Source organism: Nonomuraea sp. NPDC003727 (assembly GCF_053586935.1).
The window spans coordinates 33,727-58,936 of the sequence record NZ_JBSFNE010000016.1 but is presented as its reverse complement, the minus strand read 5'-3'; the positions used below and the strand labels follow the sequence as shown (position 1 = coordinate 58,936).

At 71.0% G+C, this 25,210-nt stretch carries 23 protein-coding genes; 10 read left to right on the top strand and 13 right to left on the bottom strand.

Annotation, left to right across the window (positions count from 1 at the left end; translation table 11 throughout):
• Nucleotides 1-12: 12 nt before the first annotated feature.
• The 3 genes from ACWDLG_RS34205 to ACWDLG_RS34195 form a co-directional block, all read right to left on the bottom strand.
• Nucleotides 13-927: an ABC transporter permease gene (locus ACWDLG_RS34205; RefSeq protein WP_449928125.1), complete on the bottom strand. Its 915-nt coding sequence runs from the start codon at nt 925-927 to the stop codon at nt 13-15.
• Complete coding sequence (locus ACWDLG_RS34200; protein ID WP_449928123.1) at nt 924-1,883, bottom strand: ABC transporter permease; 960 nt, start codon at nt 1,881-1,883, stop codon at nt 924-926. The genes ACWDLG_RS34205 and ACWDLG_RS34200 overlap by 4 nt, the downstream gene beginning before the upstream one ends.
• A gap of 72 nt (nt 1,884-1,955) precedes the next feature.
• Nucleotides 1,956-3,779 (bottom strand): peptide ABC transporter substrate-binding protein, encoded by a 1,824-nt coding sequence (locus ACWDLG_RS34195; RefSeq protein ID WP_449928121.1) that lies wholly within the window; start codon nt 3,777-3,779, stop codon nt 1,956-1,958.
• A 211-nt stretch (nt 3,780-3,990) separates the two neighbouring features.
• Here ACWDLG_RS34195 and ACWDLG_RS34190 point away from each other — a divergent pair, with 211 nt between their 5' ends.
• From ACWDLG_RS34190 to ACWDLG_RS34175, 4 genes are all read left to right on the top strand, one after another.
• Nucleotides 3,991-5,139, top strand: coding sequence for an ROK family transcriptional regulator (locus ACWDLG_RS34190; protein WP_449928119.1), 1,149 nt, complete (start codon nt 3,991-3,993; stop codon nt 5,137-5,139).
• 13 nt (nt 5,140-5,152) lie between these two features.
• Nucleotides 5,153-6,622: a M81 family metallopeptidase gene (locus ACWDLG_RS34185; RefSeq protein WP_449928117.1), complete on the top strand. Its 1,470-nt coding sequence runs from the start codon at nt 5,153-5,155 to the stop codon at nt 6,620-6,622.
• Nucleotides 6,623-6,894: 272 nt separating this feature from the next.
• A complete protein-coding gene (locus ACWDLG_RS34180) occupies nt 6,895-7,419 on the top strand; it encodes a fructosamine kinase family protein (protein WP_449928115.1) in 525 nt (174 codons plus the stop codon).
• Nucleotides 7,416-7,841, top strand: a complete 426-nt coding sequence (locus tag ACWDLG_RS34175; RefSeq protein WP_449928113.1) for a hypothetical protein — start codon at nt 7,416-7,418, stop codon at nt 7,839-7,841. The genes ACWDLG_RS34180 and ACWDLG_RS34175 overlap by 4 nt, the downstream gene beginning before the upstream one ends.
• A gap of 10 nt (nt 7,842-7,851) precedes the next feature.
• Here ACWDLG_RS34175 and ACWDLG_RS34170 read toward each other — a convergent pair whose 3' ends face one another.
• Nucleotides 7,852-8,226, bottom strand: a complete 375-nt coding sequence (locus ACWDLG_RS34170; protein ID WP_449928111.1) for an integrase core domain-containing protein — start codon at nt 8,224-8,226, stop codon at nt 7,852-7,854.
• Between the two features lie 378 nt (nt 8,227-8,604).
• Nucleotides 8,605-9,003, bottom strand: a complete 399-nt coding sequence (locus ACWDLG_RS34165) for a VOC family protein (RefSeq protein ID WP_449928109.1) — start codon at nt 9,001-9,003, stop codon at nt 8,605-8,607.
• Between the two features lie 93 nt (nt 9,004-9,096).
• Between ACWDLG_RS34165 and ACWDLG_RS34160 the strand changes: the two genes are divergently transcribed.
• On the top strand, nt 9,097-10,086 hold the full coding sequence (locus ACWDLG_RS34160) for a helix-turn-helix transcriptional regulator (protein WP_449928107.1): 990 nt from the start codon (nt 9,097-9,099) through the stop codon (nt 10,084-10,086).
• A 315-nt stretch (nt 10,087-10,401) separates the two neighbouring features.
• Here ACWDLG_RS34160 and aztD read toward each other — a convergent pair whose 3' ends face one another.
• The 4 genes from aztD to aztB all read right to left on the bottom strand — a co-directional run bounded on the left by aztD (nt 10,402) and on the right by aztB (nt 14,679).
• On the bottom strand, nt 10,402-11,592 hold the full coding sequence (gene aztD, locus ACWDLG_RS34155) for a zinc metallochaperone AztD (protein WP_449928105.1): 1,191 nt from the start codon (nt 11,590-11,592) through the stop codon (nt 10,402-10,404).
• Nucleotides 11,593-11,600: 8 nt separating this feature from the next.
• Nucleotides 11,601-12,509, bottom strand: a complete 909-nt coding sequence (gene aztC / locus ACWDLG_RS34150) for a zinc ABC transporter substrate-binding protein AztC (protein ID WP_449928103.1) — start codon at nt 12,507-12,509, stop codon at nt 11,601-11,603.
• Nucleotides 12,506-13,645: a hypothetical protein gene (locus ACWDLG_RS34145; RefSeq protein WP_449928101.1), complete on the bottom strand. Its 1,140-nt coding sequence runs from the start codon at nt 13,643-13,645 to the stop codon at nt 12,506-12,508. Before ACWDLG_RS34145 ends, aztC begins: the two co-directional genes overlap by 4 nt.
• A 185-nt stretch (nt 13,646-13,830) precedes the next feature.
• Entirely contained in the window at nt 13,831-14,679 is an 849-nt protein-coding gene (gene aztB, locus ACWDLG_RS34140) for a zinc ABC transporter permease AztB (RefSeq protein ID WP_449928099.1), read from the bottom strand.
• Between the two features lie 49 nt (nt 14,680-14,728).
• Here aztB and aztA point away from each other — a divergent pair, with 49 nt between their 5' ends.
• The 4 genes from aztA (at nt 14,729) to ACWDLG_RS34120 (ending at nt 17,920) form a co-directional block, all read left to right on the top strand.
• Nucleotides 14,729-15,358, top strand: coding sequence for a zinc ABC transporter ATP-binding protein AztA (gene aztA, locus ACWDLG_RS34135; RefSeq protein WP_449928097.1), 630 nt, complete (start codon nt 14,729-14,731; stop codon nt 15,356-15,358).
• A gap of 182 nt (nt 15,359-15,540) precedes the next feature.
• A complete protein-coding gene (locus ACWDLG_RS34130) occupies nt 15,541-16,530 on the top strand; it encodes a S66 peptidase family protein (protein WP_449928095.1) in 990 nt (329 codons plus the stop codon).
• 95 nt (nt 16,531-16,625) lie between these two features.
• Entirely contained in the window at nt 16,626-17,024 is a 399-nt protein-coding gene (locus tag ACWDLG_RS34125) for a VOC family protein (RefSeq protein WP_449928093.1), read from the top strand.
• Nucleotides 17,025-17,245: 221 nt separating this feature from the next.
• On the top strand, nt 17,246-17,920 hold the full coding sequence (locus ACWDLG_RS34120; RefSeq protein ID WP_449928091.1) for a class I SAM-dependent methyltransferase: 675 nt from the start codon (nt 17,246-17,248) through the stop codon (nt 17,918-17,920).
• 57 nt (nt 17,921-17,977) lie between these two features.
• Here the strand turns inward: ACWDLG_RS34120 and ACWDLG_RS34115 are convergent, their stop codons facing one another.
• From ACWDLG_RS34115 to ACWDLG_RS34105, 3 genes are all read right to left on the bottom strand, one after another.
• Nucleotides 17,978-18,136, bottom strand: coding sequence for a hypothetical protein (locus ACWDLG_RS34115; protein ID WP_449928089.1), 159 nt, complete (start codon nt 18,134-18,136; stop codon nt 17,978-17,980).
• A gap of 166 nt (nt 18,137-18,302) precedes the next feature.
• On the bottom strand, nt 18,303-20,018 hold the full coding sequence (locus ACWDLG_RS34110) for a CDGSH iron-sulfur domain-containing protein (RefSeq protein WP_449928087.1): 1,716 nt from the start codon (nt 20,016-20,018) through the stop codon (nt 18,303-18,305).
• Nucleotides 20,015-20,314, bottom strand: a complete 300-nt coding sequence (locus tag ACWDLG_RS34105) for an antibiotic biosynthesis monooxygenase family protein (protein ID WP_354912669.1) — start codon at nt 20,312-20,314, stop codon at nt 20,015-20,017. The genes ACWDLG_RS34110 and ACWDLG_RS34105 overlap by 4 nt, the downstream gene beginning before the upstream one ends.
• 79 nt (nt 20,315-20,393) lie before the next feature.
• On the opposite strand from ACWDLG_RS34105, the gene ACWDLG_RS34100 reads away from it, so the two are divergent.
• Nucleotides 20,394-20,966: a TetR/AcrR family transcriptional regulator gene (locus tag ACWDLG_RS34100; protein WP_449928085.1), complete on the top strand. Its 573-nt coding sequence runs from the start codon at nt 20,394-20,396 to the stop codon at nt 20,964-20,966.
• 207 nt (nt 20,967-21,173) lie between these two features.
• On the opposite strand, the gene ACWDLG_RS34095 is transcribed toward ACWDLG_RS34100, so the two are convergent.
• Complete coding sequence (locus tag ACWDLG_RS34095; protein ID WP_449928083.1) at nt 21,174-25,205, bottom strand: S8 family serine peptidase; 4,032 nt, start codon at nt 25,203-25,205, stop codon at nt 21,174-21,176.
• Nucleotides 25,206-25,210: the final 5 nt, after the last annotated feature.

Below are 25,210 nucleotides of genomic sequence, written 5' to 3'. Positions count from 1 at the left end.
TCCCGTTTCCTGCTAGCGCCGCCGGAGGCGGACCTCGAAGACGTCCCTCAGCCCGTCGCCCATGAAGTTGAAGGCGAGCACGATGAGGATGATGGCGATGCCGGGCGGGTACAGCAGCCACCAGTGGCCGCTGTAGGTGTCGGCCAGGCCGTCGGACAGCATCCCGCCCCAGTTGGCGGCCGGTGGCGGCACGCCGAGCCCGAGGAAGGACAGGTAGGCGACGTAGAGGATGGCGTCGGCCACCTGGAAGGTCGCGTTGACGATCACGGTGCCGATGGCGTTGGGGATGATGTGCCGGCGTACGGCCCTGCCGCCGGTGCCGCCCATGGACCGCATGGCGTGCACGTACTCGCGAGAGCGCAGGGTCAGCGCCTCGCCGCGCACCAGCCTGGCCGGGCCGAGCCAGGCGAACGCGCCGATGATCAGGATCAGCATCGGCACGCTCGGTGTGACGATCGTGGCCATCAGCATGAACAGGAACAGCGACGGGATCGACATCATGGCGTCGACCACGCGCATCATGGCCGCGTCCACCCAGCCGCCGGCGAACCCGGCGATCGCCCCCCACAGCGTCCCCACGAAGGTGGCCAGGACACCCGCGGCCAGGCCGACCACGAGGGAGGTTTGCCCGCCGAGCATGAGGCGGCCCAGCTGGTCGTAGCCGACGCCGTCGGTTCCCAGCGGGTGCCCGGCCGTACCCGGTGGCAGGTGGACCGACGCGAGGTCGGTGTGCACCTGGTCGGTCTGGTAGAACAGCGGGCCGAGGAAGCAGATCGCGCCCAGCACGACGAACAGCGCCAGCCCCACCAGGGCCAGGCGGTTCTCGGCGAAGACCGACAGGCCCTGACGCCACAGGCCGCGCACCGGCGCGTCGTCGGCGTCGAGGGGGGTCTCGGTCGTCTCGGTCGTCTCGGTCGAGGTGATCATGCGCGGCCCGCCCTGAGCCGCACCCTGGGGTCGGCCACCGCGTAGAGCAGGTCGGCCAGCAGCGCGCCGACCACGGTGGCGACCGCGATGATCAGGGTGACGCCGAACAGGATCGGGAAGTCGCGCTTCAGCGCGGCCTGCCAGAACAGCTGTCCCATGCCGGGGAAGTTGAACAACGACTCCACCACCAGCGCGCCGCTGAACAGCGCGGGCAGGTACATGCCGAGCAGCGTGATGACGGGGAACAGGCCGTTGCGCAGGGTGTGCAGGCCGACGACCCGCCCTTCGGACAGGCCCTTGCTCCGGGCGGTGCGCACGTAGTTTTCGTTGAGGTTGTCGACCATCGAGGAGCGCACGTAGCGCGAGTACACCGCGATGGTCACGACGGCCAGGGTCACGGTCGGCAGGACCAGGCCCGCGGGGTCGGCCAGCACCTCACCCAGGGTGAAGCCCTGCGGCGCCTCGGGCGGCAGGATCGGCCAGACCTGCGAGAAGACAATGATCATCATGAGGCCCAGGAAGAAGATCGGGGTGGCGTAGGCCAGCAGGGACAGGGCGGTGATGGCGTAGTCGGGCCACCTGTTGCGCCGCACCGCCTGCACGACGCCCAGCGGGACGGCCACGACGATGGCCAGCAGCGTCGACAGCAGCGACAGCACCATGGTCTTGGGCAGCCGCTGGCCGATGGCCTCGGTGACCGACTGGTTGAGCTGGAAGGAGTAGCCGAGGTCGCCGCTCAGCAGGCGTTGGACGTACATCACGTACTGCTGCGCCCACGGCTGGTCGTAGCCCATCTCGTGGTTGAAGGCCGCCAGCTGCTCCAGCGTCGCCTCCTTGCCCAGCGTGGCCCGCGCCACGCCGCCGGGCAGCAGATGCAGGATGACGAACGTGATCATCGTGACGAGCACGACGATGACCAGGGCCTGGCCCAGGCGCGTGATCAGATACCGGGCCACGGAGGCCCCTCCTTGTTCCGGGGACCCCGGCGGCCCTGTCGCGGGCCGCCGGGATCGGGGACGGTCGCTGCGTCAGCTCTTCCAGGCCCAGTCCTGGAAGAACATGCCGTTCATCGGGTCCTGCGGGTCGACCCCCTGCAGATCCGCCCGGAAGGCCGAGATCTGGTAGACGGGGTTCGGCATCCACAGCACCGGCAGGTTCTTTGCCAGGTGGTCGTTGTAGGCCTTGAGCGTGGCCTCGTCGGTGGAGAACTGCGTCGCCTCGATGAGCCGGTCGGCCTCGGGGTCGCTGTAGCTGCCCAGGTTGACCGGCGCGCCGGTGGCGAACAGCCGCTCGCCGCTGGCGAAGGCCGGGTAGTACCAGCTGCCCTGGGAACCGAAGAAGGACATGTCCCACGTGCAGCTCGCCTCGGACGGCTTGCAGATCGGGGTGACCGCGACGGAGTCCGGCACCTCCTTGATGGTCAGCTCGATGCCGACCTTGGCCATCTGCGACTTGATCTCGGCGAACATCTTCGTCGTCGCCGCGAAGCCGGTCTGGCTGGTGACCGTGAAGGCAAGCGGCGTGCCCGCCTTGACGCCCTCGCCGCACTGGCCGGCCGCGCTGCCCGGCTTCTCGCAGGTGGTCCGCCCGTCGGGGGTCACCTTCCAGCCGTTGCTCTCCAGCAGCTGCCTGGCCTTGGCGGGGTCGAAGCCGTAGACGCAGCCCTCCCCGCTCCCGTTGGTGCCCGGCTTGCTCGGGACGGGCCCGCACGTCGGCGCGGCCATGCCGGACCAGACGACCTTGCTGATGGTCGGCTGGTCGATGAGCATCTGCATGGCCTGCCGCAGGTACAGCTGCTTGAACAGCGGCCCCGAGGTGGGGTTGTTGTAGTTCAGCTGCAGGTAGGTGATGGACCAGCCGTACCAGGGCGAGATCGTGTAGCCCTTGGACTCGAGGTACTTGCGCTGCGACAGGTTGGCGGGGGGCAGGTAGCCGTAGTCGATGTCGCCGGCGCGCAGCACGTTGAACTCGGCGTCGTCACCCGTGAACGGCCGGAGCACCACCTTCTTCAGCTTCGGCTTGTCGGTGCCGGAGTAGTTGTCGCGGGCGGCGAGGACGACCTCGCCGTTCGGCACGTACTTCTCCAGCTTCCACGGGCCGCTGTTGACCTGCCACAGCTCGTTGGTCGCGTACGTCTTGGGATCCTTGGCGGCGGCCAGCAGGAAGTCGAAGACTTTTTTCGCACCTTCGGGGGTTTTGTCGAGGTCGCCCACCGTGCCCGTGGCCGAGTCCTTGTCCCAGACGTGCTGGGGCATCGGGACGATGCGGTTGAGCTGGTTCCCGACGAACCAGGCGGTGTTGTAGACCTTCGTGGTCGTCAGGGAGAAGGTCTTCTCGTCCTTGACCTTGAACTCGGTGATGTTGTCGGGGAACCCGCCGGCCCGGTAGGAGGCCCACCTGTCCTTGTTCGCGCTGACGAGGTTGTACCAGAACTGCACGTCCCGGGTGGTGACGGGCTTGCCGTCCGACCACGTGTTGTCCTTCAGCGTGATCGTCAGGGTCTTGCCGCCGTCGCTGACCTCGGGCGGCGCGGCCATCGAGCGCTCGGGGTCGATGTTGTGGACGGCCGAGCCGTCCAGCCGGTACTCGTACAGGTGACGGTACTGCGCGGCGCCGAAGATGGCGTTCTCGCCCTGGGTGAAGCCGGGCGCCGAGATGGGCAGGATCCAGTTGGGCGTGCGCAGGGCGACCGTCACGGTGTCCTTGCCCTGGCTGCCGCCCTTGCCGTTCTGGGCGCCCTTCGGCGAGCCGCCGCCGGCGCCGCCGCACGCGGTCAGGCCCAGGCCGACGGCCATCACACCCGCTAGGGCGACGGTGCCGCGGAGTCCGCGCCTGTGGAATCTGGTCCCCATGGGATCTCCTCGATTGACGGGCACCGGCCCTGCGCTTTCGGGGCTCTGGTGCGCTCAATCCGGAGAATGTATAGACGCATATGTTCGAAGTCAACGGAACTAACCACTTTGTTTCGCTCACTTATTTCGCGTTAGAGTCGAAGTGCGGCGTGGTCCATGATGGGCCTCGGTGCAATCGCGGTCCGGGAGACCGGCCGTAGGGAGGAGAGGCATGTCGGACCCAACGAGCCCCGCCAACTTGCGTGAGCAGGCGCTCAGCCTGTTGGCCAGCGGCGAGGCCACGTCCCGTGCCGACCTCGTGGAGAACCTGCAGGTCGCGCCGTCGACCGTCTCCAGCGTGGTACGGCGGCTGCTGGAGGAGGGCGCCATCCTCGAGGAGGGGGTGGGCAGGTCCACCGGCGGGCGCCGGCCCCGCATCCTGCGCCTGCGAGACGCCGGCGGCGTCTACGCCGTCTCCGAACTCGGGGCCGGGCACGCCCGCGTCGGCCTGTGCTCCCCCGACGGGCGGCTGCTGGCCACCGAGGAGATCGCCATCGACATAGCGGCAGGACCCGGCGAGGTGTTCGACACGGTCGAGACCGCCTTCGACAGGGTCCGAAATGTCGTCGCCGCGGGCCAGGCCTTCCTCGGGGTCGGCCTCGCGCTCCCCGGACCCGTCGAACACCCCAGCGGCCGGCTGATCGGCCCGGCCAGAATGCCGGGCTGGAGCGGCTTCGACGCGCAGGCCGGCCTGCGCGAGCGCCTCGGCCTGCCGGTGGTCGTCGACAACGACGCCAAGGCGGCCGCCATCGGCGAGCACATCACCCGCGGCAGGGACACCGGCGACATGATCTACGTCAAGGCCGGCACCGGCATCGGCGGCTGCCTGGTCAGCGGCGGCCAGATCTACCGCGGCGGCCGCGGCCTCAGCGGCGACGTCACCCACGTCCGCGTCGCCGACAGCGGCGAACGCGAGTGCTCATGCGGCGCGCGCGGCTGCCTGGAGACCGTCGCCAGCGGCGCCGCCCTGGCCCGCCAGCTGGGGGAACGCGGCCTGCCCGTCAGCACCACCCGCGACGTCATCGCCGCGACCGTCAACGCCGAACCGTCCGTCGTGACCATGGTCCGCCACGCCGGCGGCCTGCTCGGCGTCGCCCTGTCCGGCCTGGTCAACTTCCTCAACCCCGACGCCGTCGTCATCGGCGGCGCGCTGTCCAGCCTGGACGTCTACGTGGCAGCCGCCAGGAGCATGCTCTACGAGCGCTGCCTGCCGTCCATGACCCAGTCCCTGTCCATCGAGGCCAGCGCCGTCGGCCCGGATGCGGCCCTGCTCGGCCTCGGTCATCTGGTCCGCGCGTCGGCCGACGTCCGACCCTCCTGAGGAGCCCCCACCCGTGTCCCGCCCCCTCCGCATCGCCATCGGCGGCGTCCACATCGAGTCCAGCACCTTCTCGCCGCACCTGAGCACCACCGACGACTTCGAGGTCACCCGCGGCGCCGCCCTCCTGGCGCGGTACGGCTGGCTCGCGCCCACCGCCCCCTGGGCCGAGGACGTCGAATGGATCCCGCTCGTCCACGCCCGAGCCCTGCCCGGCGGCGCGGTCACCCCCGCCGCCTACGACGCGTGGGCCGCCGAGATCGTCGAAGGGCTGACCCAGGCCGGCCCCGTCGACGGCGTCCTGCTCGACATCCACGGGGCGATGAGCGTCGTCGGGCGCGACGACGCCGAAGGCGCGCTCGTCGCCGCCATCCGCGCCGCGATCGGGCCCGAGCCGTACCTGTCGGCCGCCATGGACCTGCACGGCAACGTCTCCCACGACTTCTTCCACGGCTGCGACCTGCTCACCTGCTACCGCACCGCCCCCCACGTCGACGTGTGGGAGACCAGGGAGCGCGCCGCGCGCAACCTCGTCGACGCGCTGCGCAGGGGCGAGCGCCCGCACAAGGCGCTCGTCCACGTGCCGATCCTGCTGCCCGGCGAGATGACCAGCACCAGGATCGAGCCCGCCGCCGGCCTGTACGCCCGCGTCCCCGAGATCGAGGCCAGGGACGGCGTCATCGACGCGGCCGTGTGGATCGGGTTCGCCTGGGCCGACGAGCCCCGCTGTCGCGGCGCGGTCGTCGCCACCGGCACCGACGCCAGCGCCACCGCCGAGGCCGCCCGCGAGCTCGGCGAGCTGTTCTGGGCGGCGCGCGACGAGTTCGCCTTCGTCGCGCCGACCGGCACCATGGACGCCTGCCTCGACGAGGCCGTGGTGGCGGTCAAGGACCCGGCCCGGCGCCCGTTCTTCATCAGCGACTCCGGCGACAACCCCGGCGCCGGCGGCGCCGACGACGTCACCTTCGCCCTCGGCCGGCTGCTGGCCCGCCCGGAGGTCGCCGACGGCTCGGTCAGGGCGGTGTTCGCCTCGCTGGTCGACCCCGACGCCGTGGCCCAGGTGGCGAGCCTGCCGATCGGCTCGCCGGTGAGCGTGCGCGTCGGCGGCCGCATCGACACCCGCGCCCCCGGACCGCTGCCGATCGACGGCGTCCTCGAAGCCGTCGCCGCCGACCCCGACGGCGGCACCTGCGTCAGCGTGCGGACCGGCGGGCTCAGCGTGTTCGTCACCTCCCGCCGCATGCAGTACCGCGAGCTGGCCTCCTACACCAGGCTCGGCGTCGACGTCGCGGAGGTGGACCTGGTCGTCGTGAAGATCGGCTACCTCGAACCCGAGCTGTACGACGCGGCCGGCGACTGGCTGCTGGCCCTCACGCCGGGCGGCGTCGACCAGGACCTGACGCGGCTGCCGTACGAGCGGCTGGCCCGCCCCGTCTTCCCGCTGGACCGCGACTTCACCGCCGACCTCACCGTCGTCACCGGCTGAGTGGTGAAGGCCTGACACCCCGACCACGCCGCCCGGCCGGCGCCTTCGCCGGCCGGGCGGCGCTGCTCGCTCGCGACCGTGGAGAGGTGACATCCCGTGGCTCCCGATTCCACGAGCCCGGCGACTCCCCGCTCGTCATCCGATCCGGACGGCCGTGGCCGCCTCGTCGTGGCAGGCGCTGAGAGCCACGGGCAGATGACCGAGGACGCGGGCGCCTTCCTGCCGGGCATCGCGCACGCCGAGCGGCTCAGCGGTGGCTTCGCCCACGACGTGTGGCGCGTGGCCATGGCCGACGGCCGCTTCTTCGCCGAGCAACGCGTGCTGCGCTACCTGGCCGAGCCGAAGGTCGCCGAGGCGCTCGAGCCCGCCGACCGGGCCGGGCTGGAGCGGATCTGCACCGGCTGCGCGAGCTGGTACCCGTGGCGAGCAGCGTTCTTACCCACGGCGACCTGTGGCACGGCAACATGGTCGCCACACGGGCGGGCGGGCCGGCCTTCATCGACCCCGCCGTCTGCTGGATGTGGGCCGAGGCCGACCTGAGCATGGCCTACAGCACCGGCGGGGTACCGCCGCGCTTCTTCGACGCCTACCAGGAGCTGAGCCCGCTGGCCGCCGGCTGGCAGGAGCGCATGCGCCTGCTCCACCTGCGCGAACTGCTCAGCGTCGTCGCCCACGTCGGTGCGACGCGCGCCGACCTGTCCGAGATCAGGAAGATCGTGCGGAGATACGCCTGGTCTAGGGCGTGTTACGAAAGTCGTTTGGTCCGCTTGTCGGACATGCCTACCCTCTGGCCATGATCCAGATGAGGAATGACGAGTTGCGTGGCTATCAAGTGGGACCAGTACATGCCGAGCTTCGCACGCTCACGGTAAGTGACGACCGTGAAGGTGTGCTCGAAGGGACGCCGCACCTGCACCGTCGCTTTCGTCTGATGGGCATCGAGAAGGCGATGGCAGCGACGCCGCATCTGTATGTGCACGATCTCGACAAGCTCCGAGCCGATACGGAGGGGCGGGTCGAGGAGTGGCTGCCGCGAGAGACGGTTCACGCTCGACTGACGTCATGGTGGAAGCCAGAGGACATTGCAGAGCCTGGACATACGGTGCTCTCGGTGATGTGGTTCCAAACGGCTGCGCAGGATCCCTTCGCCCGCCTGGCCACGATCGTGCGTCCCCTGGACTGGACTTCGCTCGCCAAGTTTGTCCCTTTTGAGGATTAGGTGTGGCGTCTCAGGAGGTTGGTTCCACGATGTCCTCGAACGTCAGTTGCTGCGGGACGGTGTCGAGCGGCTCCGGCGGCTGATCGAAGACGACGCGGTAGTCGCTGCCGATGGTTCGACTGATCGGTGGCTTCCCGTCCAGGGCGGCGTGCGGCCGCTCGTGGTTGTAGTAGTTCAGAAAATTTGCGAGGGCAACGCGGCGTTCGTGCTCGGAGGTGTAGTCGCTGACATGGGCCCACCCCCGGGCCAGGGTGCCGTTATAGCGTTCGACCTTCCCGTTCGTCCGTGGCGTGTAGGGCCTGGTGCGCTTGTGCTTCGTGCCGGCCTTCGAGAGGGCGTCGGCCCAGGTCCGGGAGCGGTGGCAGGAGCCGTTGTCGGTGAGCACGCGGCGGATCGGCGTGATGTCGTGGGCGGCGAAAAGGCGACCGCGGTCACCGCCTTCTCATCGTTCAGGGCCTCGGTGTAGGGGAGCCGGGAGTGGTCGTCGAGCGCCGAATGCAGGTACGTGTATCCGACCTTGCCGGTGCCCGGACCGGTGCGTTTGGAGGCGCGGGCGGAGTCGGTTCCGACGCCGTGCAGCCGCTGTAGGTCGGCGGCAAGCCGGGCCGGCCCGTGCTTGGTCTGCCGCCGCAATGCCTCCACCAGGTCAGCGATGTCCTCGGGGGTGCGGGCAGGGCTGCTGGTGGCGCTCCTGGACTCGGCGGCCGCGTTCACCGGGAGCCCTGGGATCTCAAGGCTCCCGCGTGAGCGGCTGTGCGTGGCGTCAGCGTGCGAACTTCTCGATGGCCGCCGGGGTGACGGGGGTGAAGAAGTTGACGAGGTTGCCGTCGGGGTCGCGGAACAGCAGCGACCGGTTGCCCCAGGGCATCGTGGTGGGCTCGCTGACGAAGTCGGTGACGAAACCGGTCAGGTTCTGGTGAACGCGGTCCACGTCGTCGACGAGGAACTCGGTGATCACGCTGTGGTTGTCCGCCGGGCGGGCAGAGCCCGGGGCGAACAGCGGGACGGTGCGGGTGCCGGCGATCGCGAGGGTGGCGCCCGCGGTCTTGAGTTCGGCGAAGTCCTCGGTGGCCCACATCGCCCGCACCTCCGTGGCTCGCTCGTAGAACTCGACGAGGCGCGCTACGTCGCTGGTGATGATGCGGATCGAGACGAAGTCCATGGGGATCTCCTTGGCTGTGATGGAGGCGTGCACGTCGCAGGCTAGGAGAAATACTGGACAGAATCGGTCCTGTATTCGCGTTAAGCTGCGAACATGCCTCGACCCACCGGCCGCGTGCTGACACTCCTGGAGCTGCTGCAGTCGGGCGGCACCCGGACGGTGGCCGAACTCGCCGACCGGCTCGGCGTCGAAGGGCGCACCGTGCGGCGGTATGTGGACCAGCTGATCGACCTGGACGTGCCCGTGGAGTCGGTGCGCGGCCGCTACGGTGGGTACCGGCTCGCCCCCGGGTACCGCTTGCCTCCGCTCATGCTCAGCGACGACGAGGCGCTGGCCGTGCTGCTCGGCCTGGTCGCCGGCCGCCGAGCAGGGTTGACGACGGCGGAGCGCACGGCGAGCGAGACGGCATCGGCGAAGATCCGGCGGGTGCTGCCCAAGCACCTCGCCCGTCGGCTGGACACGCTCCTGGAAGCTCTCGCCTTCACGGATCAGCCCGGCGAGTTCGCCACCCCGGACGCTGGAGTCCTGCTCACCATCGCCGATGCGGTGCGCCACCGCCGACCGGTCTCGATCCGCTACACCGACCGCGACGGACGGCGCAGCGAACGCACGCTGCACGCGTACGGGGTCGTCGCTCATGCGGGCCGGTGGTACGTCACGGGCAAGGACCCCGACATCGGCGAGGACCGAACCTTCCGGCTCGATCGCATCGCAGACGCGAGGACCCTGCCCGGCTCATTCGAGGCGCCCGTGGGTCCCGATCCGGCGCAGCGCGTGTTGTCAGGGTTCGCCACGGCTGAGTACCGGCATGAGGTGACCTTGCGGATCCACGGGACAGTTGAGCAGATCCGCGCCCACCTTCCCGCCAGCGTCGCGAGCCTGGAGGAGCACGCGCCCACGGCAGACAAGGACCGGGCGACCGAGCGCTGGCTGCGCGTCGAACTAAGGGCGGAGCGGCTCGACTGGTTGCCTCCGGCACTCGCCTCACTCGACCGGCCGTTCGTCATCGAACGCCCCGATGAACTGCGCGACCTCGTCATCGCGCTCGCCGATCGCCTCGCGTCCTACGCCCGCCAAGCCTGACAGCGAGGAACCGGCGGTAGCTGCCGTCACCGAGGGCGATGAAGTCCCACCGGCGGGCATGACCGTGGACCACGACGAATTCTTCCGCGAGCAACGTGAGCCGGAAGCCGCGGAATGGGCTGCTCGCCGACCCCGTATACCTTGGCCGACAGGTCTCCCACAGGCATTTCCTGCACTGGTCGTACGGCGACGCGACGACCAGTGCGGGACCGGCGGTGGCCTTCTCCGGTCCACCGCATCTGCGCCGGCACCCCCTACGACATCAGAAGGCGGCATCAGCGCTCGACCACCTCAGCCCGACGGGAGTAGGAGCAGTCAGCAGCCCTGCGGGTCGACGCAGCCGGCGGCCAGCTCGTTCGGGGCGTCAGGGAGCGTCACCGACCTGACGACCTTGCGCGTGGGAAGGTCGATGGCGTGCAGCCGCCTGGCCGCGGGCTCGCTCACGTAGGCGGTGCCGCCCCGCACGTGGATGGCCGGACGGGGCTGCTGCCACTCCAGCGGCTCCGTCCACGCGCCCATGACCTTGACCTTCTCCACGACCGTGCCCTTGACCGGGTCGATCACGTGCACGGCTCCGTCGGTGCCGAGCACCAGCGCCTCGCCCTCCGGGCCGCGGGCCAGCGACCTGAACGTGTAGCTGGTGCCGAGCGGCACCAGCTTCAGCGCGCCCTTCTCGGTGTCGATCAGCGAGACCTGCTCCGGCCGTTCCAGCTCGGCGTCGCGGTCCTTCTTGTAGTCGCCCAGCACGATCGGCGAGGTGTCGGAGCCCGCCTGGTTGCCGATCCTGCCGTACTCGTCCGGGCCGGCGATCTTGGTGATCTTGCCGTCCTTGTACAGCAGCACGCCGTCCTCGCAGCCGATCACCACGGCCTCGTTCTCGGCCGTGGCCTCGCCGTGCACGCCAGGGCAGTCCTCGCTGCGGGCGATCTCCTTGCGCCCGCGGTCGAGGACGAGAATGCCGAGCCGCTTCTCCTCCGTGCCGAGCGTGACCACGAGCTCGCCGTTCTCCAGCTCGATGGCGACGCCGTGGTGCGGGGCCGCCGCCTTGTACACGCTGCTCGGCGGCAGGCCGTCGCCGAGCCGCCGCGGGTCGAAGCTGATGACCTGCCCGGTCCCGTCGGAGAACAGCACGGTACGGCCCGCGTGCCGGACGACGTGGCCTGGCTTGGCGCCCGCGAACTCGTCCGGCGTCAGCTCCGCGGAGACCGCGTCGAGCACGCGGAACCCGGTGGCCGTCGAGACGAGCACGTGGCGACCGTCACCCGCCGGGTTCACACGGTTGAAGCCCGGCAACGGGATGGTCCTGGCGAGCTCGAGCGTCTGCCCGTCGAGCACGTGCAGGCCGCCGTCGAAGGTGACGACCAGCGGGTCGGCCACGGTCAGCGCCGGGCCGGGCGGCGTGGGGGTGGCCGATGCGGGCGCGGCCACCGGCGCGGCGGCCGGCCGCGCCGCGCAGGCCGACAGCAGGAGGCCGGCGGTGAGCAGGGCGGGGATCGTGATTCGCATGTCTTCCTTCAGTGAGTGAGAGCGTCGGCGATGGCTGTGGCGTTGGCGCGCATCATCTGCGTGTACGTGGGGGCGCCTCCTTGGGCGTCGGTGAGGGACTCGGAGACCAGCTCGACGATCCGCACCCGCAGCCCGGCCTGCTCGGCCATGACCCGGGCCAGGCGGTCGGGTTGCGAGGAGTCGGCGAAGACCGCGGGCACACCGGCCGCGCGGACCGCGTCGGACAGCGACTTCAGGTCGGAGGCGCTGGGGGAGGCGAGCGTGGTGCCGCTGGGGATCACGGCGCCGACGACGGTGAAGCCGTAGCGCTCGGCGAAATAGCCGAAGACGTGATGGTTGGTGACCAGCTTTCGCCGCTCGGACGGGATGGCCGCGAACCGGGCCGCCATCCAGGCGTCGAGTTCCTCCAGTTGCCTGCGGTAAGCGGCCGCGTTCGCGCGTACAGCGGAGGCGTCGACGCCCTCGACCTCCGCGATGACTCGCTCGGCGATCAGGTCGACGGCCCTGGCCATCCGGCGGGGGTCGGTCCAGAAGTGCGGGTCGAGCCGCCCGGACTGGCCGTCGGCCCGGTAACGGAGCGGGTCGACGCGCTCGCCCACGGCCAGCGACGGCACCCCGGCTTCACGCGCCGCCTGGACGTGGCGCAGCACGCCTTCCTCCAGGCCGAGACCGTTGTAGACGAGCAAAGCCGCCCGCTCGATCCGCGCGGCCTGCCGCGCCGAAACGCCGAAGGAGTGCGGGTCGGCGTCCGGCCTCATCAGCACGCTCACCGTGGCCTCGGCGCCGACGATCTGGCGGGTGACGTCGCCGAGGATGTTCGTGGTGACGACGACGCCCGAGCGCGCGCCGCCGTCGCAGCCCGTCAGGAGCACGGCGACCAGCGCCACGAGCGTGGCGAACAGGGGAATCCTGGTCATCGGCCGGTCTCCACCATGTGCGTCGGACGGAAGTCGAGGGTGAAGGTGCGGGCGCGGCGCAGGCGGTCGTTGTAGTCGATCTCGTGCACGGCCCGCCCGGCCGGGTCGTTGACGTAGGCGCGGGTGGTGTCCACCTGGATGGACCCGCCTCCGCCGCCGCTCAGCGGCTTGGTGCTCGCGACCCGCTTGCCGGATCCCGGATCGAAGGCGTGCAGCACGCCACCGGCGTCGAGCGTCAGCACCGGCGAGCCCGCCCCTGCCGTGTTGACCGCCACCATCGGGCCGGTCTCGAGGAGCTTCCACGCCTTCGCGGAGACGTCGAGCAGCCAGGTCCCCTTGGTGCCGGCCCGCGCGGCAAGCGTCGTACTGCCCGGCCGGTGACTGAACGCGGTGGCGCGCGGCGCCTTCGCCGGGTACCCGATCTTCTCAGCGGTGAAGCCACCCTTCCCTGTGACGTTCCCGCTGATCAGCAGGGCGCCGTCCGCGCAGCCGAACACCGCCCCGCGTCGCGTCACCGCGTGCCCTCGTGGCTCGCGGCACGGCTCGGCCAGCCTGGCGACGGGCGCGCCGTCCCGGCGGCGCACCTCGACCGCGTCGCCCCGCGCGACCAGCAGCCGCTCCGCGTACGGCACCGCCAGCACAGCACCGGCCTGGCTCGTGTGCGTCACCTCGCCCTTCTCCAGGCGGGCGCGGTCGAGAACGAGCGCGGCGCCGTCGGCGAAGGACAGCGCGGTGACGGCGGTGTCACCGGCGGCGGCCGGCTGTCCGCCTCCGGAGACGGTTCCGACCAGCCGTGGCCGCGCCCGGTAGTAGTGGACGTGGTCGCCGTGGTCCACGGTCCAGGCGCCGCTGTCCACGATGTGCGTGGCCGCCGACGTGGACAGGTAGGCGAAGCGGCCGTCCCCGGTGATCGCCTCGACGTCCTTGACGGTGCCGAGACTCTCGACCTCGCCGGTGATCAGGTCGAGGACGCGCACGCCGCCCGTGCCGCTGTCGGCCAGCACCAGCCGCGACTGCGCCTCGGCGCTCTCCTCGGCGCCTGCGACGTACCCGTGCGGCACCGCCTCGTGCGTCTCCTCGCGCACGGTGTGCCCGGCGCAACCGGCCACCGCGATCACGGCCAGCGCGACGAACACCTCCCTGCCTCCTCCACGGCCTCCTCCACGGCCTCCTCCGCGGCCTCCTGCACGGCCTCCTGCACGGCCTCCTCCACCGCCTTCTCCGCGCCCGGACGCGCGGCCGCGGCCTGCCTGGAGTGCGGGCGCGCCGGATGTCGTGGACCCGGGTGTGCGGCCGGCGGACGGCGTCGCCGCCTGCCGCCTCATGCCGACCGCCCCGGACGCGGGCGCGCGGGGAGCCCTGGACGCAGGCTCGAGGCCAGCGCCGATGCGAAGAACAGGGCCACGGCCACGGCGGCGATCGTGGCGCCCGCCGCGGTGCCCAGGTGCCACGAGAGCACGAGCCCGCACACCGTGGCCAGGGCACCGATCAGCGCCGCGCCCAGCATGATCACCGGGATGCGTCGCGCCCACAGCGCCATGGCCGCGGGCGGCGCGACGAGCAGGCCGAACACCAGCAGGGTCCCGACCACGTGGAAGGAGGCCACGATGGCCAGCGTCACCAGCCCGATCAGCAACGCCTGCGACAGGCGTGGGCGCAGACCCAGCGTGGACGCCTTGCGCGGGTCGAAGGCCAGCGCGACGAAGCAGCGGTGCCCCAGCACGGCGAGCGCGACGGCGATCGCCAACGCGGCCGCGAGCAGCCGCAGGTCCTGTGCCCTGACCGCCAGGACGTCGCCGAACAGGAACGCGGTGAGGTCGACGGCGAAGGACTCGGCGTGCGAGACGATGATCACTCCCAGGGCGAGCATGCCGGCGAACAGCAGTCCGATGCTCGTGTCCTGGGACAGGCGCGGCGACCTGCTCAACACCGTCACTCCCAGCGCCATCGCGCCCGCGCTGAGCGCGGCGCCCGCCAGCAGGTTGCCGCCGGTCAGCGAGGCGAGCGCCACGCCGGGCAGCATGCCGTGCGACATCGCGTCGCCCAGGAAGGCCATGCCGCGTAACACCACCCAGGTGCCGGCCAGCGCGCAGATCGACGAGACCAGGACTCCGGCCCACAGGGCATGACGCACGAAAGCCACCTCAAACGGAACAAGGAGGTATTCCATGGCGCCACACCCTACAATGAAAACCGTTATCGATTTCAAGGAGGTTGATGTGGCAGTCGCCCTGCGCGCACTCAGTGCCGGCTACCGGCGCCGGACGGTGCTGCACGAGATCACGGCGAACCTGCCCGGCGCCGCCGTGACAGCCGTCGTCGGGCAGAACGGCTCAGGCAAGTCGACGCTGCTTGCCGTACTGGCCGGAGTCGTCAAGCCTTCAGCGGGCTCGATCGAGCACGCCAGCCGCCGGATCGGCTTCGTCGTGCAGCGCAGCGCCGTCTCCGACACCCTGCCGATCACCGTGCGCGAGACCGTGGCGATGGGACGCTGGAGCCACCGTGGTCCCTGGCGGCGCCTGTCACGTCACGACTGGGCGGTCGTCGACGACTGCATGGCCAGGCTGGACGTGCTCGACCTGGCCAGGCGTCCGCTCGGCGAGCTGTCGGGCGGTCAGCGGCAGCGGGTGCTCGTCGCCCAGGGCTTGGCGCAGGAGCCCGACCTGCTCCTCCTCGACGAGCCCGAGTCGGGACTCGACGCCGCGGCCCAGCGGCGCATCGCCGGCGTCATCGCCGAGGTGGCCGCCTCCGGTATCACGGTCGTCCAGGCCACCCACGACCTCGCGGCCGCGTTCCGCGCCGACCACTGCCTCCACCTGGAAGACGGCAGGCTGCGTGAAGCCCCGTAGGACCGCCGGCGTGTACGCGCGGCGCCGGGACGAGCCATGCTCGCGCAGCCGGTGCCCGGCCTGGGGGGCGGGTCTGGCCTGCGGCGTCACGGTCGGCCTCGCCTCGCATCTCCTCGCCTCACCTCACCGAGCCGGCCCCGGCCGACCGGACTTGATCGAGCAAGGCGGTTACGCTTCCGGCAATGGACGCAATCTTCCCGCCCAAGCTGAACAGAGGCGACGTCATACGAGTGGTGGCACCGGCCAGGTCCCGCGCGTTGGTGACGGAGCACGACCACACCGACATCATCGAAGCCCGCTTCGCCGATCTCGGCCTGACGCTGTCCTACGGTCGCCATGTCGACGAACGGGACGCCTTCGACTCCTCCGGCATCGCCTCTCGGGTCGCCGATCTGCACGAGGCGTTCGCGGACCCCTCGGTCGCAGCGATCATGACGGTGATCGGCGGCTACAACTGCAACGAGCTCCTGCCCTTCCTGGACTGGGAACTGATCCGCGCCAACCCGAAGATCCTGTGCGGATACTCCGACATCACAGCCCTGCAGAACGCCATCCTGGCCCGGACGGGTCTGGTCACCTACTCGGGGCCGCACTGGTCGACGTTCGGGATGCGCGATCACTTCGAGCAGACCTTGCAGTGGTTCACCGACGTGGTGTTCGGCGGCGCTCCGGTCACCCTGACCCCGGCAGCCGAGTGGAGCGACGATCTGTGGTTCCTCGACCAGGACAAGCGTGACCTGATCCCCAACGAGGGGTGGTGGCCGATCCGGTCGGGCACCGCCGAGGGAAGAATCGTCGGCGGCAACCTCTGCACCCTCAACCTGCTGCAGGGCACTCCCTCCATGCCCTCGCTCGACGGCGCGATCCTGATCGTCGAGGACGACTTCGAATCGCATCCGGCGACCTTCGCCAGGGACCTGACCTCACTCCTTCAGCTTCCCGACGCCGCCGGCATCCGGGGGCTGGCGATAGGGCGCTTCCAGAAAGCCAGCAACATGACCCGCCCGCTGCTGGAACAGATCGTCGCCGGCCAGCCGTCGCTGGCGGGCGTCCCCGTGCTCGCCAACCTCGACGTGGGCCACACCTACCCCTTGGCCACGTTCCCGATCGGGGGTACGGCCCGGCTCACCGTCGACGGCGACGAGGCCGGCCTGATCTTGCGGCATCACTGACGCGGCCACGTCGGCCGGGCGCATGGTCGGCGTGGTCGCTGACGTACGGCCGGCTGGTGGAGGAATCCTGGGGGAGGGCGTGGGACGATCTCCAGGTGATCGGTCACATCGGGATCAACGTGCCGGACCTTCCGACAGCGAAGGCGTACTACGACGAGATCATGCCGCTGGTGGGCTTCGAGGAGTTCTTCAGCGCCGCCGACGAGTTCTCCTACCGCCCGGCCGACGGCAAGCGCGGCACGTACCTGTTCGTCTATCGGGCTCTCGGGGACGGCGACTACTCGCGGCACAGGACCGGACTTCAGCACATCGCCTTCATGGTGAAGACCCGGTCGGCCGTGGACGCGGTGCACGCCCGCGCGGTCGGGCTCGGCGCCACGGTGCTGCACGAGCCACGGCACTTCCCCGAGTACCCGCCGCCCTACTACGCGACCTTCTGGCTCGACCCCTTCGGGATCATGCTGGAAGCCGTGTGCCACCACGACCGGGACTGACCGTGGCAGGTGCCATGTCGGCCGCCGGCGCAGCCCTGCCGCTGTGTTCTGCCGCGTCAAGATCCGGACAGCTGCACTGGTGATCGACCGGCTGGTCACCCGACCGGGCCCCACCGCACACCCCGCCTCGGCAGCGGCCGCTCGATGTCGGCCCACAAAGGCGATTCAGCGCTGGACGAAGTCGCCTCGACTCCGCCCGATCGCCGGCACAAACTCGGATCATGGCGCCCAGAGCAGCGTACGACGAGATCGCCGACTGGTACGAATCGGAGTTCCTGGCCAGGCAGCAGGATGATCCGCTGGGACTCGGCCGCGCGCTGCGCGATCTGCTCGGGCCGGGCGGCGGGGTGTGCGTCGAGGTGGGGTGCGGCACCGGTGTGCACGCCGCCGCGGTGCGCGAGCTCGGCTGGACACCGGTGGGCCTCGACCTGTCCGCGGGGATGTTGCGGCACGCGAGGGCTCGGCTGCCGGTCGCGCTCGCCGACGCCGAGCGGCTGCCGATACGCGACGGCGCCGTGCCGGCGGTCATCGCCATGATGGTCCACACCGACATGCCGGGGTATCCGGCGGTGCTGCGCGAGGTCGCCAGGATCCTCCAACCCGGTGGCGTGTTCGTGCACGTCGGCGTGCACCCCTGCTTCTGCGGCGGGTTCGCCGATCGCGGCGACCCGGAGGCGGTGGTGATCCGTCCCGGCTACCTCGACGGGCACTGGACCAAGGCGTCGTGGACGGACCAGGGGGTGCGGGACAAGGTCGGTGCCACGCACCGTCCGCTGCCGGAGCTGCTGCACGCCTTCCTCGACGCGGGCCTGACGCTCGACCGCTTCGCGGAAGGCGGCAGCCCGGCTCCGGTCATGTTCGCGATCAAGGCCCGCAACGGCGACCGCCCCGCATGACCCGTAGGGCGCGGTCGGCGGCCGCCACGCGGTACGGCGTCGCGATCTCCGTCCTGTTCACGGCCGGCGGCGGATCAGATGCCGGACGTGGGGCGTCTCCGGCCACTCGTCATCGAGCTCCCTGCCGACGAGCCGGGCGATGGCGGCGAGAGCCGTCGCGATCATCTCCTCCGTGGGCGATCCCATGTTTCCGGGGACGTCCCAGTCGGTGGGCATCCGCAGGCCCCGCCGCGTGTTCTCGCAGCGGGATGAGGATCTCCTCCAGCGGCACGGAGAACGTGGGCCGGCCGTCGATCGCGTACTCCACCCGGTGCGGGCGCGGCCCGTGCCTGCCGGATTCCGGTGGCGCCTCTCCGCGGGCCCCGCCGGAACGCGGCGCCGATCAGGGCGCATGGCCCTCGGCGATCCAGCGGGCGAACAGGTCGACGTGCTCGGCGGGCCAGGCGCCGTCGCAGGGCATGCTGCCCTTGCGGAGCCGGGCCAGGATGGCGTCGGCGTGCCGTACGACGTCTTCGTGGGACCACAGGTCGAAGACGAAGCTCATCGATCTGCGGTCCATCTCGCGGAACAGCGGCTTGATGTGGTCGGCGAAGCCGACCGGCTCGTCCGATGCGGGAAGGTGCACCTCCGTCCTCTCGACGGGCGGGGCCAGCGCGGAGACGCGCGAACCCGGTCTGGCCTCGCACACCCACCACCATTGCGGTACCGGCATGTGCGGGGGCGGTGTCGCGCCGGGCTGCGAGTTCTCCAGCGCGATCCTGGAGCCCCATTCGATGTAGGCGGCGAACGCGGCACGGAACTCGGGATCGGTGGGCAGCCCCGCGTCGTCGGCGGCCCGGCTGATGAGCTGCGCCCAGCGGGATCGCCACTGTTCGGTCAGCGCCTTGCCCGCGTGCTCGGCGACCATGTGGTCGTAGCCGCCGTACTGCTCCGTGTAGAGCTTGGGGCCGCCGAAGGTCTCGGCGAGCCAGGCGGCGACACGCTGGGGATGGTCCGGCGACATCCGGGCGAACAGCGGCCCGAGCAGGTCGTCATGCGGCACGTACTTCTCGTAGAAGATGCGGGTCATCCGCGTCAGGGCGGGCAGCCCGCCGGCCCACTCGAACAGCGTGGGCTCCTCGGAGAGCGGCGGGTCGGCGAAACCGACGTGGTAGTGCATGCCGCTGCAGATCGGCTTGTTCCGCGAGTGGCCGCACCGGCAGAGGCTGTAGTGCTCCCTGGAGTCGTCGCCGTCGAGCGGGATGCCGCCGGTGATCCGGTACGGGCCGTCCTTGGACACCTCGATCGCGGGCTCGCGTCGTGGGACGGGAGCCGTCCCGCCGTCGATCGCCTGTCCCAGCGCGCCCGACGGGCAGGCCCGTACGGCGCGGACGATCTCGTCGGCCCTGCCGCCGCTGGGCGCCACGAACGGCTCCTCACCAACCCGGAACACGGTGGGCAGCCGGTCGGTGCAGAAGCCCGAGTGGGCGCAGATGCCGCGGTTGTCGAGCACGGTGACCTGCACGCCCTCGTAGGACTCCTGCCGGTCGGGCACCCGGGCGGGATCCTTGTCGCCCTTGAACCCGATGCGGGCGTGGCTGCCGTCGCACAGCGGCTTGACGGCGGAGGCGCCGCATCGGCACAGGGCCATCTGCGGGAACGTCTGGATGGGCTCGCCCAGCCAGTTGGTGATCTTCGTGGGATTGGTGACCAGGTACGGCCCGTCGACCGCGACGTCGATCCGTGTCTCCAGATCGCCTTGGAGGTTGGCCAGTTCCTCGATCCTGGCCGCCATGGCCGCGGCGTCCTCCGCGAACAGGCAGGCCAGGTGCTGTAACGCGGCCGTGGCCTCGATCAGGCCCTCAGGAGCTCCTGGCCGGGCGCGCAGCCGCGTGGCGTCCTTGGCCAGTTCCCACAGCCGCTCGGCGGGCGAGCCGGTCTCGGTGACCTCCGGCTCCGTCCCGACCTCGAGCCCCGCCATGGACTCCCGGTCCGGTCCCGTCGCGGCTTCCTCGACGGCGGCGGCGAGGGGCCGGATCACCGTCTCGGCCAGCGGCTCGCCGGGCGCCAGGTCGCGGTTGAGCAGGCGCGCCCGCGCCAGCAGGGCGGCCGTGCTCATCGTGCCCCGAACAGCGCGGTGTAGTGCTTCATCTCCTCGATCTGCGAGAAGAAGGGCTTGACCGCGGTGAAGAACTCCCCGAACCGGGCGCTGCGGCGAAAGCCCTGCTCGTGCCCCTCGACCGAGTCCCATTCGATGCGGACGGTGTAGTGCTCGGGCTCCTCGACGCCGCGGGCGATCTCGTAGGCCAGGCAGTGCGGGTCGGCGTCGAGGACGCTCGACGCCGTCTTGTACGCCTGCTCGAACTCCCCGGCCCGGTCGGATGGAACGGTGTATCGGATGTACTCGATGACCACGATAGAACCTCTTCAGTACTGTGGTGCGAGACGAACTTTCATTACATTACAGCATTGTAATGAAACTAGGGGCTGGATCATGACACGAAGGATCGGACGAGCGCGGGACTCCTCCATCGACGACCGGATCCTGGCCGTCGCCCGACGGCATCTGTCGGTGTACGGATACGAGCGCATGTCGCTGGCCGCCGTCGCCCAGGAGGCCGGCACCACCCGTCCAGCCCTGTACCGCCGCTGGCCGGGCAAGGCCGAGCTCGCCGCCGCGGCGGTCGCGAGCATGGCCGAGGAGGAGGAAACGAGCCCGCCGCGCGATCCCTACACCGCCCTGGTGGCCGAACTCGCCGACTTCGAGCGCGGGGTCTCCAGGCCAGGCAGGCTCTCGCTCGTCGGCAGCATGCTCCAGGACACGACGCAGCCCGAGGTCCTGGCCCGCTACAGGGCCCGCGTGGTGGCCCCGCGACGACGCCGCCTCCTGGCCATCCTCCAGGCTGCCAAGGACGGCGGCCTCATCGACGCGGACGCCGACCTGGAGGTCGCCGTCACCATGTGCACGGGAAGCTGGTACGGCCGCGCGCTGGCCGAGTCCACCCCGCCGCCGCGCTGGCCGGAACGTACCGCGGCCCTGGTCTGGCGCGCCCTCGGCGGACGGTGACGACCGGCTCTGCGAGGGCGCGGGGCGGCGGTGCCCGCGGGGCGGCCAGGCCTTCAGCGTCTACCGCTTCTTCTTGCTACTGCTATTTCGGCCGACCGAGATCACTTTCCCGGTCTCGTTGTTCTTGACAACCCAGATTCTTGCGGATCGCCCGTCACGCTGGGCTGGTGACCGCGGCCGCCGGGCGGGTGGCCGCGGTCCCCTCGGTCAGCGGAGGTTGAACGCGCGGAGGGTGGTCTGCCTGACGCGGTTGCCCGCCGCGTCCCACGCCTCCACCTTCAGGCTCACCGCGCCCTTGGTGGCGCGGTAGGCCGGGTACCTCGCGCCGGCGGTGTAGACGCCATCCCGGCTCCGCTTGAGGTCGGCGGGCTGCCAGGTGGCGCCGTCGTCGGTGCTGGTCCACAGCCGCACGCCCGAGATCGCCGGCATCTTCGCCGCCGACGGCCCGTGGTAGGCCTCCAGCTCGAACGTGTGCCTGCGCCCGGCCGCGACGGTGTTCGCGGCGGACAGGCTGTCACCGAGGTCGTAGCTGACGTAGACCGCCGGGGTGGTGCGGCACTGCTCGACCAGCCCGTCCACGAACCAGGCGTAACAGTTGGAGCCCGGCCTCAGCTGCTCCTTGGCCGGCGGCGCGGTGAACGTCCACTCGATGTCCTGCAGGTCGTTCTTGGCCGTCAGCCGGTAGACGCCCTGCTCCTTGGGCAGAGGGTAGCGCGGCAGCGTGTCGAACCCCGGCAGAGGGGCGTTCGGGATCTCCTTGCCGTCGCGGTACAGGTGCAGGTCGTACTGGGGCGCCAGGTCGCCGAACGCGACGCCGTCGTCGCGCCGTTCCCCGACCCCGCTGACCATGGACGGCGTCACCCACAGGTTGCCGTCGTGCATGCAGATCGCGCACGGCACCCCGATGACGAGCTGCTGGAGCGGGGCCGCGTCCGGGTCGCCGCCGAGCGCGTACAGCTTGTCGGAGGCCGTCGAGGCGCCCGGCGTGCTCGGGGTGGCGAACCACTGCTGGCGGGTGCTGCCCGGCCGGTCGAAGACGTCGGCGCGGTATCGGGTCTCCTGGACCTCCGCGCCGGGTTCGGACGTGACGAGAGCGGACATGCCCGCCTCGCTCACGATCTTGGGGTCGAGCGGCCAGACCCACTGCGACCTGCGCTCCGGCATGGGGTAGGCCCATTGCAGGATGTTGGTGTTGGTCACCGCGTAGGAGATGTCGTCGGTCTTCCACGTGCTGCGCCAGTTCATGTACTTCGTGTACGGCCCGGCGTGCATATCGAAATCGACCCGGTGCAACTGGCGCTCGGTCACCTCGTACCGCATCGAGTCCGGGACGCGCCCGTCGACGTACGGCTTGAACACGTAGGAGTACGGCGTGTTCGGCGTGCCCTCGACCCGGATGGTCACCGGGCCGCGACCGGCCTCCTGGCGGATCTTCGTGCCTTCGGCGTTGGAGACGTAGGCCACGGGGATGTTGACCGGCTTGAACGGCCCGCTGAACGGCTTCTGCGTGATCTGCAATGGGATCGGGCAGGCGGAGGCCCGCTCGTTGAAGGCCAGGACGCCGGCGGCGCCCGCGTCCCTGATCGGGTCCACGCGCTCGATCTGCAGGCCGCACGCCGTCCCGAAGATCCCCTCGGCGGGCTCGGCGTCGATCAGCACGAGCGCGCCGCGCAGGTCCTTGCCCGCGAGGTCCTCGGGACGGCCCTTGCCGGCGTCGACCACCCGCAGGTCCTTGGTGCCCTCGAACGGGACGTACCCGGGGTGTATCTCGCCCGCGTCGATCGTGTGGACCCGGGAGACCGGGTGCAGGGTCGTGCGCCTGGGCGTGCGCATGGTCATGGTGACCTCGGGCACGCCCAGCTCCCACTGGCCGGTGAAGCGGAAGCCGCCCTTGGTGACCTTCTTGGTCGGCAGCGCCCACACCTTCTCCCATCCGCCGAGCGGGCGGCCCGCCAGGAGCGTGCCGCCGAAGACCTTGCCGTTCGGCAGGGTGCGCTGGAAGAAGACGTCGTAGGTGTTGTTCAGCGGCTGCGCGGTCTTCGGGGCGCTGAAGCTGATCTCGGTGGCCTTGCGGGCGTCGAGGGTGATTTCGGTGTCGCCGGTGATGGTCAGCTCGGGCTCGAACAGCCAGGCCCGGTTGGCGCGGTCGTCGCCGTCCACCCAGTCGAGCACCTGCAGCAGGCTGACGGTGCCCGCCGGGACCCGGGTGACGACCAGGCCCTCGTCGTCGATGCGGCTGGGGCCGAGTTCGCCCTTGGTGCCCTCGACGTCGAGCACGCTCATGGCCGTCGGGGTGCGCGGCCTGCCGTCCCGGTCCAGGGTGCGGATGGTCAGGTCGTACGTGGGGACGTCACGTACCGCGCCGAGCGGCGTGGTGAGCCGCACGCCGTCGGCCTCGGCCGTCACGGCCCCGCTGTAGGTCCCGACGGCGAGCTCGGCCGGGTCGAGGGTGACAGTGGTGCCGGCCGTGCCGCCGGCGGGGACGGTCAGCGTCGCGTCGGCGAGGACCGGCTTCGCACCGCCGCTCATCGCGGCCTTCAGCGTGAGCGTGACGGGCTGGTCGCCCAGGTTGCGGTAGGAGATCTGGCCGGTCTTCGGCGCGCTGCCGCCCTCCAGCAGGCCGAAGTCCACGCCGCCGCTGTCGGCGAACACCTGATGCCGGGTCGCGCGGTCCAGGTCCACCCGGCCGGCGCCCTGCTCGTAGACCGTGAAGCCGTCGTCCTTGGAGGTGGACATCAGGGCGGTCTTGAGCTGCCGGCCCGTCCAGTCCGGGTGCTGCTGGGCCAGGATCGCGACGGCGCCGGCCACGTGCGGCGTGGCCATGGAGGTGCCCGAGGCGCCGGTGTAGTGCTCGTCCACCGGGGAGCCCATGGCGGTGCCGGCCGCCCGCGCGGCCACGATGTCCACGCCGGGCGCGGCGATGTCAGGCTTGAGCCCGCCGCCGGGGCGCGGCCCGCGGCTGGAGAACGCGGCGAGCTGGTCCTTCTTGTCCACCGCGGCCACGGTCAGCGCGGCGTCGGCCGCGCCGGGCATGCTGATCGTCTCCGTCTCGTACAGGTTGCCCGCGGCGACCACGAACAGCGTGCCGGTCTCGGCGGTCAGGTCGTTCACGGCCTGGCTGAGCGGGTCGGTACCGTCGCTGGGCGGGCCGCCGAGGCTCATGCTGACGGCCTTGGCGCCGCTGCGCGCAGCCCACTCCATGCCCTCGATGATCCACGACTCCTGGCCGGAGCCGGTGTTGTCGAGCACCTTGCCGACGACGAGCTGCGCGCCGGGGGCAACGCCCTTGTACCTGCCGCCCGAGGCCGCGCCGGTGCCGGCGATGGTCGAGGCGACGTGCGTGCCGTGCCCGTGCCCATCCTGGACGGGCAGGTCGGGGACGAACGACTTGCTGTCGGCGATCTTCCCGGCCAGGTCGGGGTGGCCGGTATCGGCGCCGGTGTCCAGGACGGCGATCTTGACGCCGGTCCCGTCCTGGCCGCGCTCCCACGCCTGGTGGGCGCCGATCATGGGGACGCTGACGTCCAGGTCGGCCTTGACCTTGGCGTCCAGCCAGAGCCTGGCGATGCCGCCGCGCAGCGTGCCGGGTGCCTTGGCCAGGCCCTGCCCGGCGGTCCGCGCGCCGCGTACGGCCTCCCAGAACGTGCCCGCCTGGGCCTTGGTGACGTCGAGGGCGGAGGCGTGGATGCTCTCCAACGTCCGGGTGGGGTCGCTGGCGGGGACGGCGGCGGCCGAGCGCTTGACCGCGGCCTCGGTCTGGTCGCTCGGGTATTGCACGATGACCGGCAGCCGCTTGGCGACGTCGTCGGAGTAGCCGTTCTCGGCCAGGTACTTGACGTCGAACAGCCGCCTGTCCACCAGCCCCTCCTGGACGGCGGCGACCGCGTCGTCCGGCAGCACGAAAACGCCGTCCGGGGTGAACTGGGTGAACAGGTTGATCCGGCGGCCGTCCTGGCGCGTGCCGGGGGCCGGCTCGACGCGGTACTGGCCGGCGGCGGACCGGGTGAGCTGGACCTTGTCGCCCGTGATCAGCGTGACGACGACCTTCTGGGCGCGCACCCCGGACAGGGTGACGTCCTTGGCGGCCTGCGCGGGGGCGGCGGGAGCGGCGGGGGAGGGGGCGGGGGTGCCGGGCGTCGCGGCGGTCGCCGGTCCGGTGGTCAGCACGCCGGCGAGCGCGGTGAGCGCGGTCAGCAGGACGCCTGTCCGGCGTGCCAGCGGGGGGCGGGGCAGTGCCATGGTGG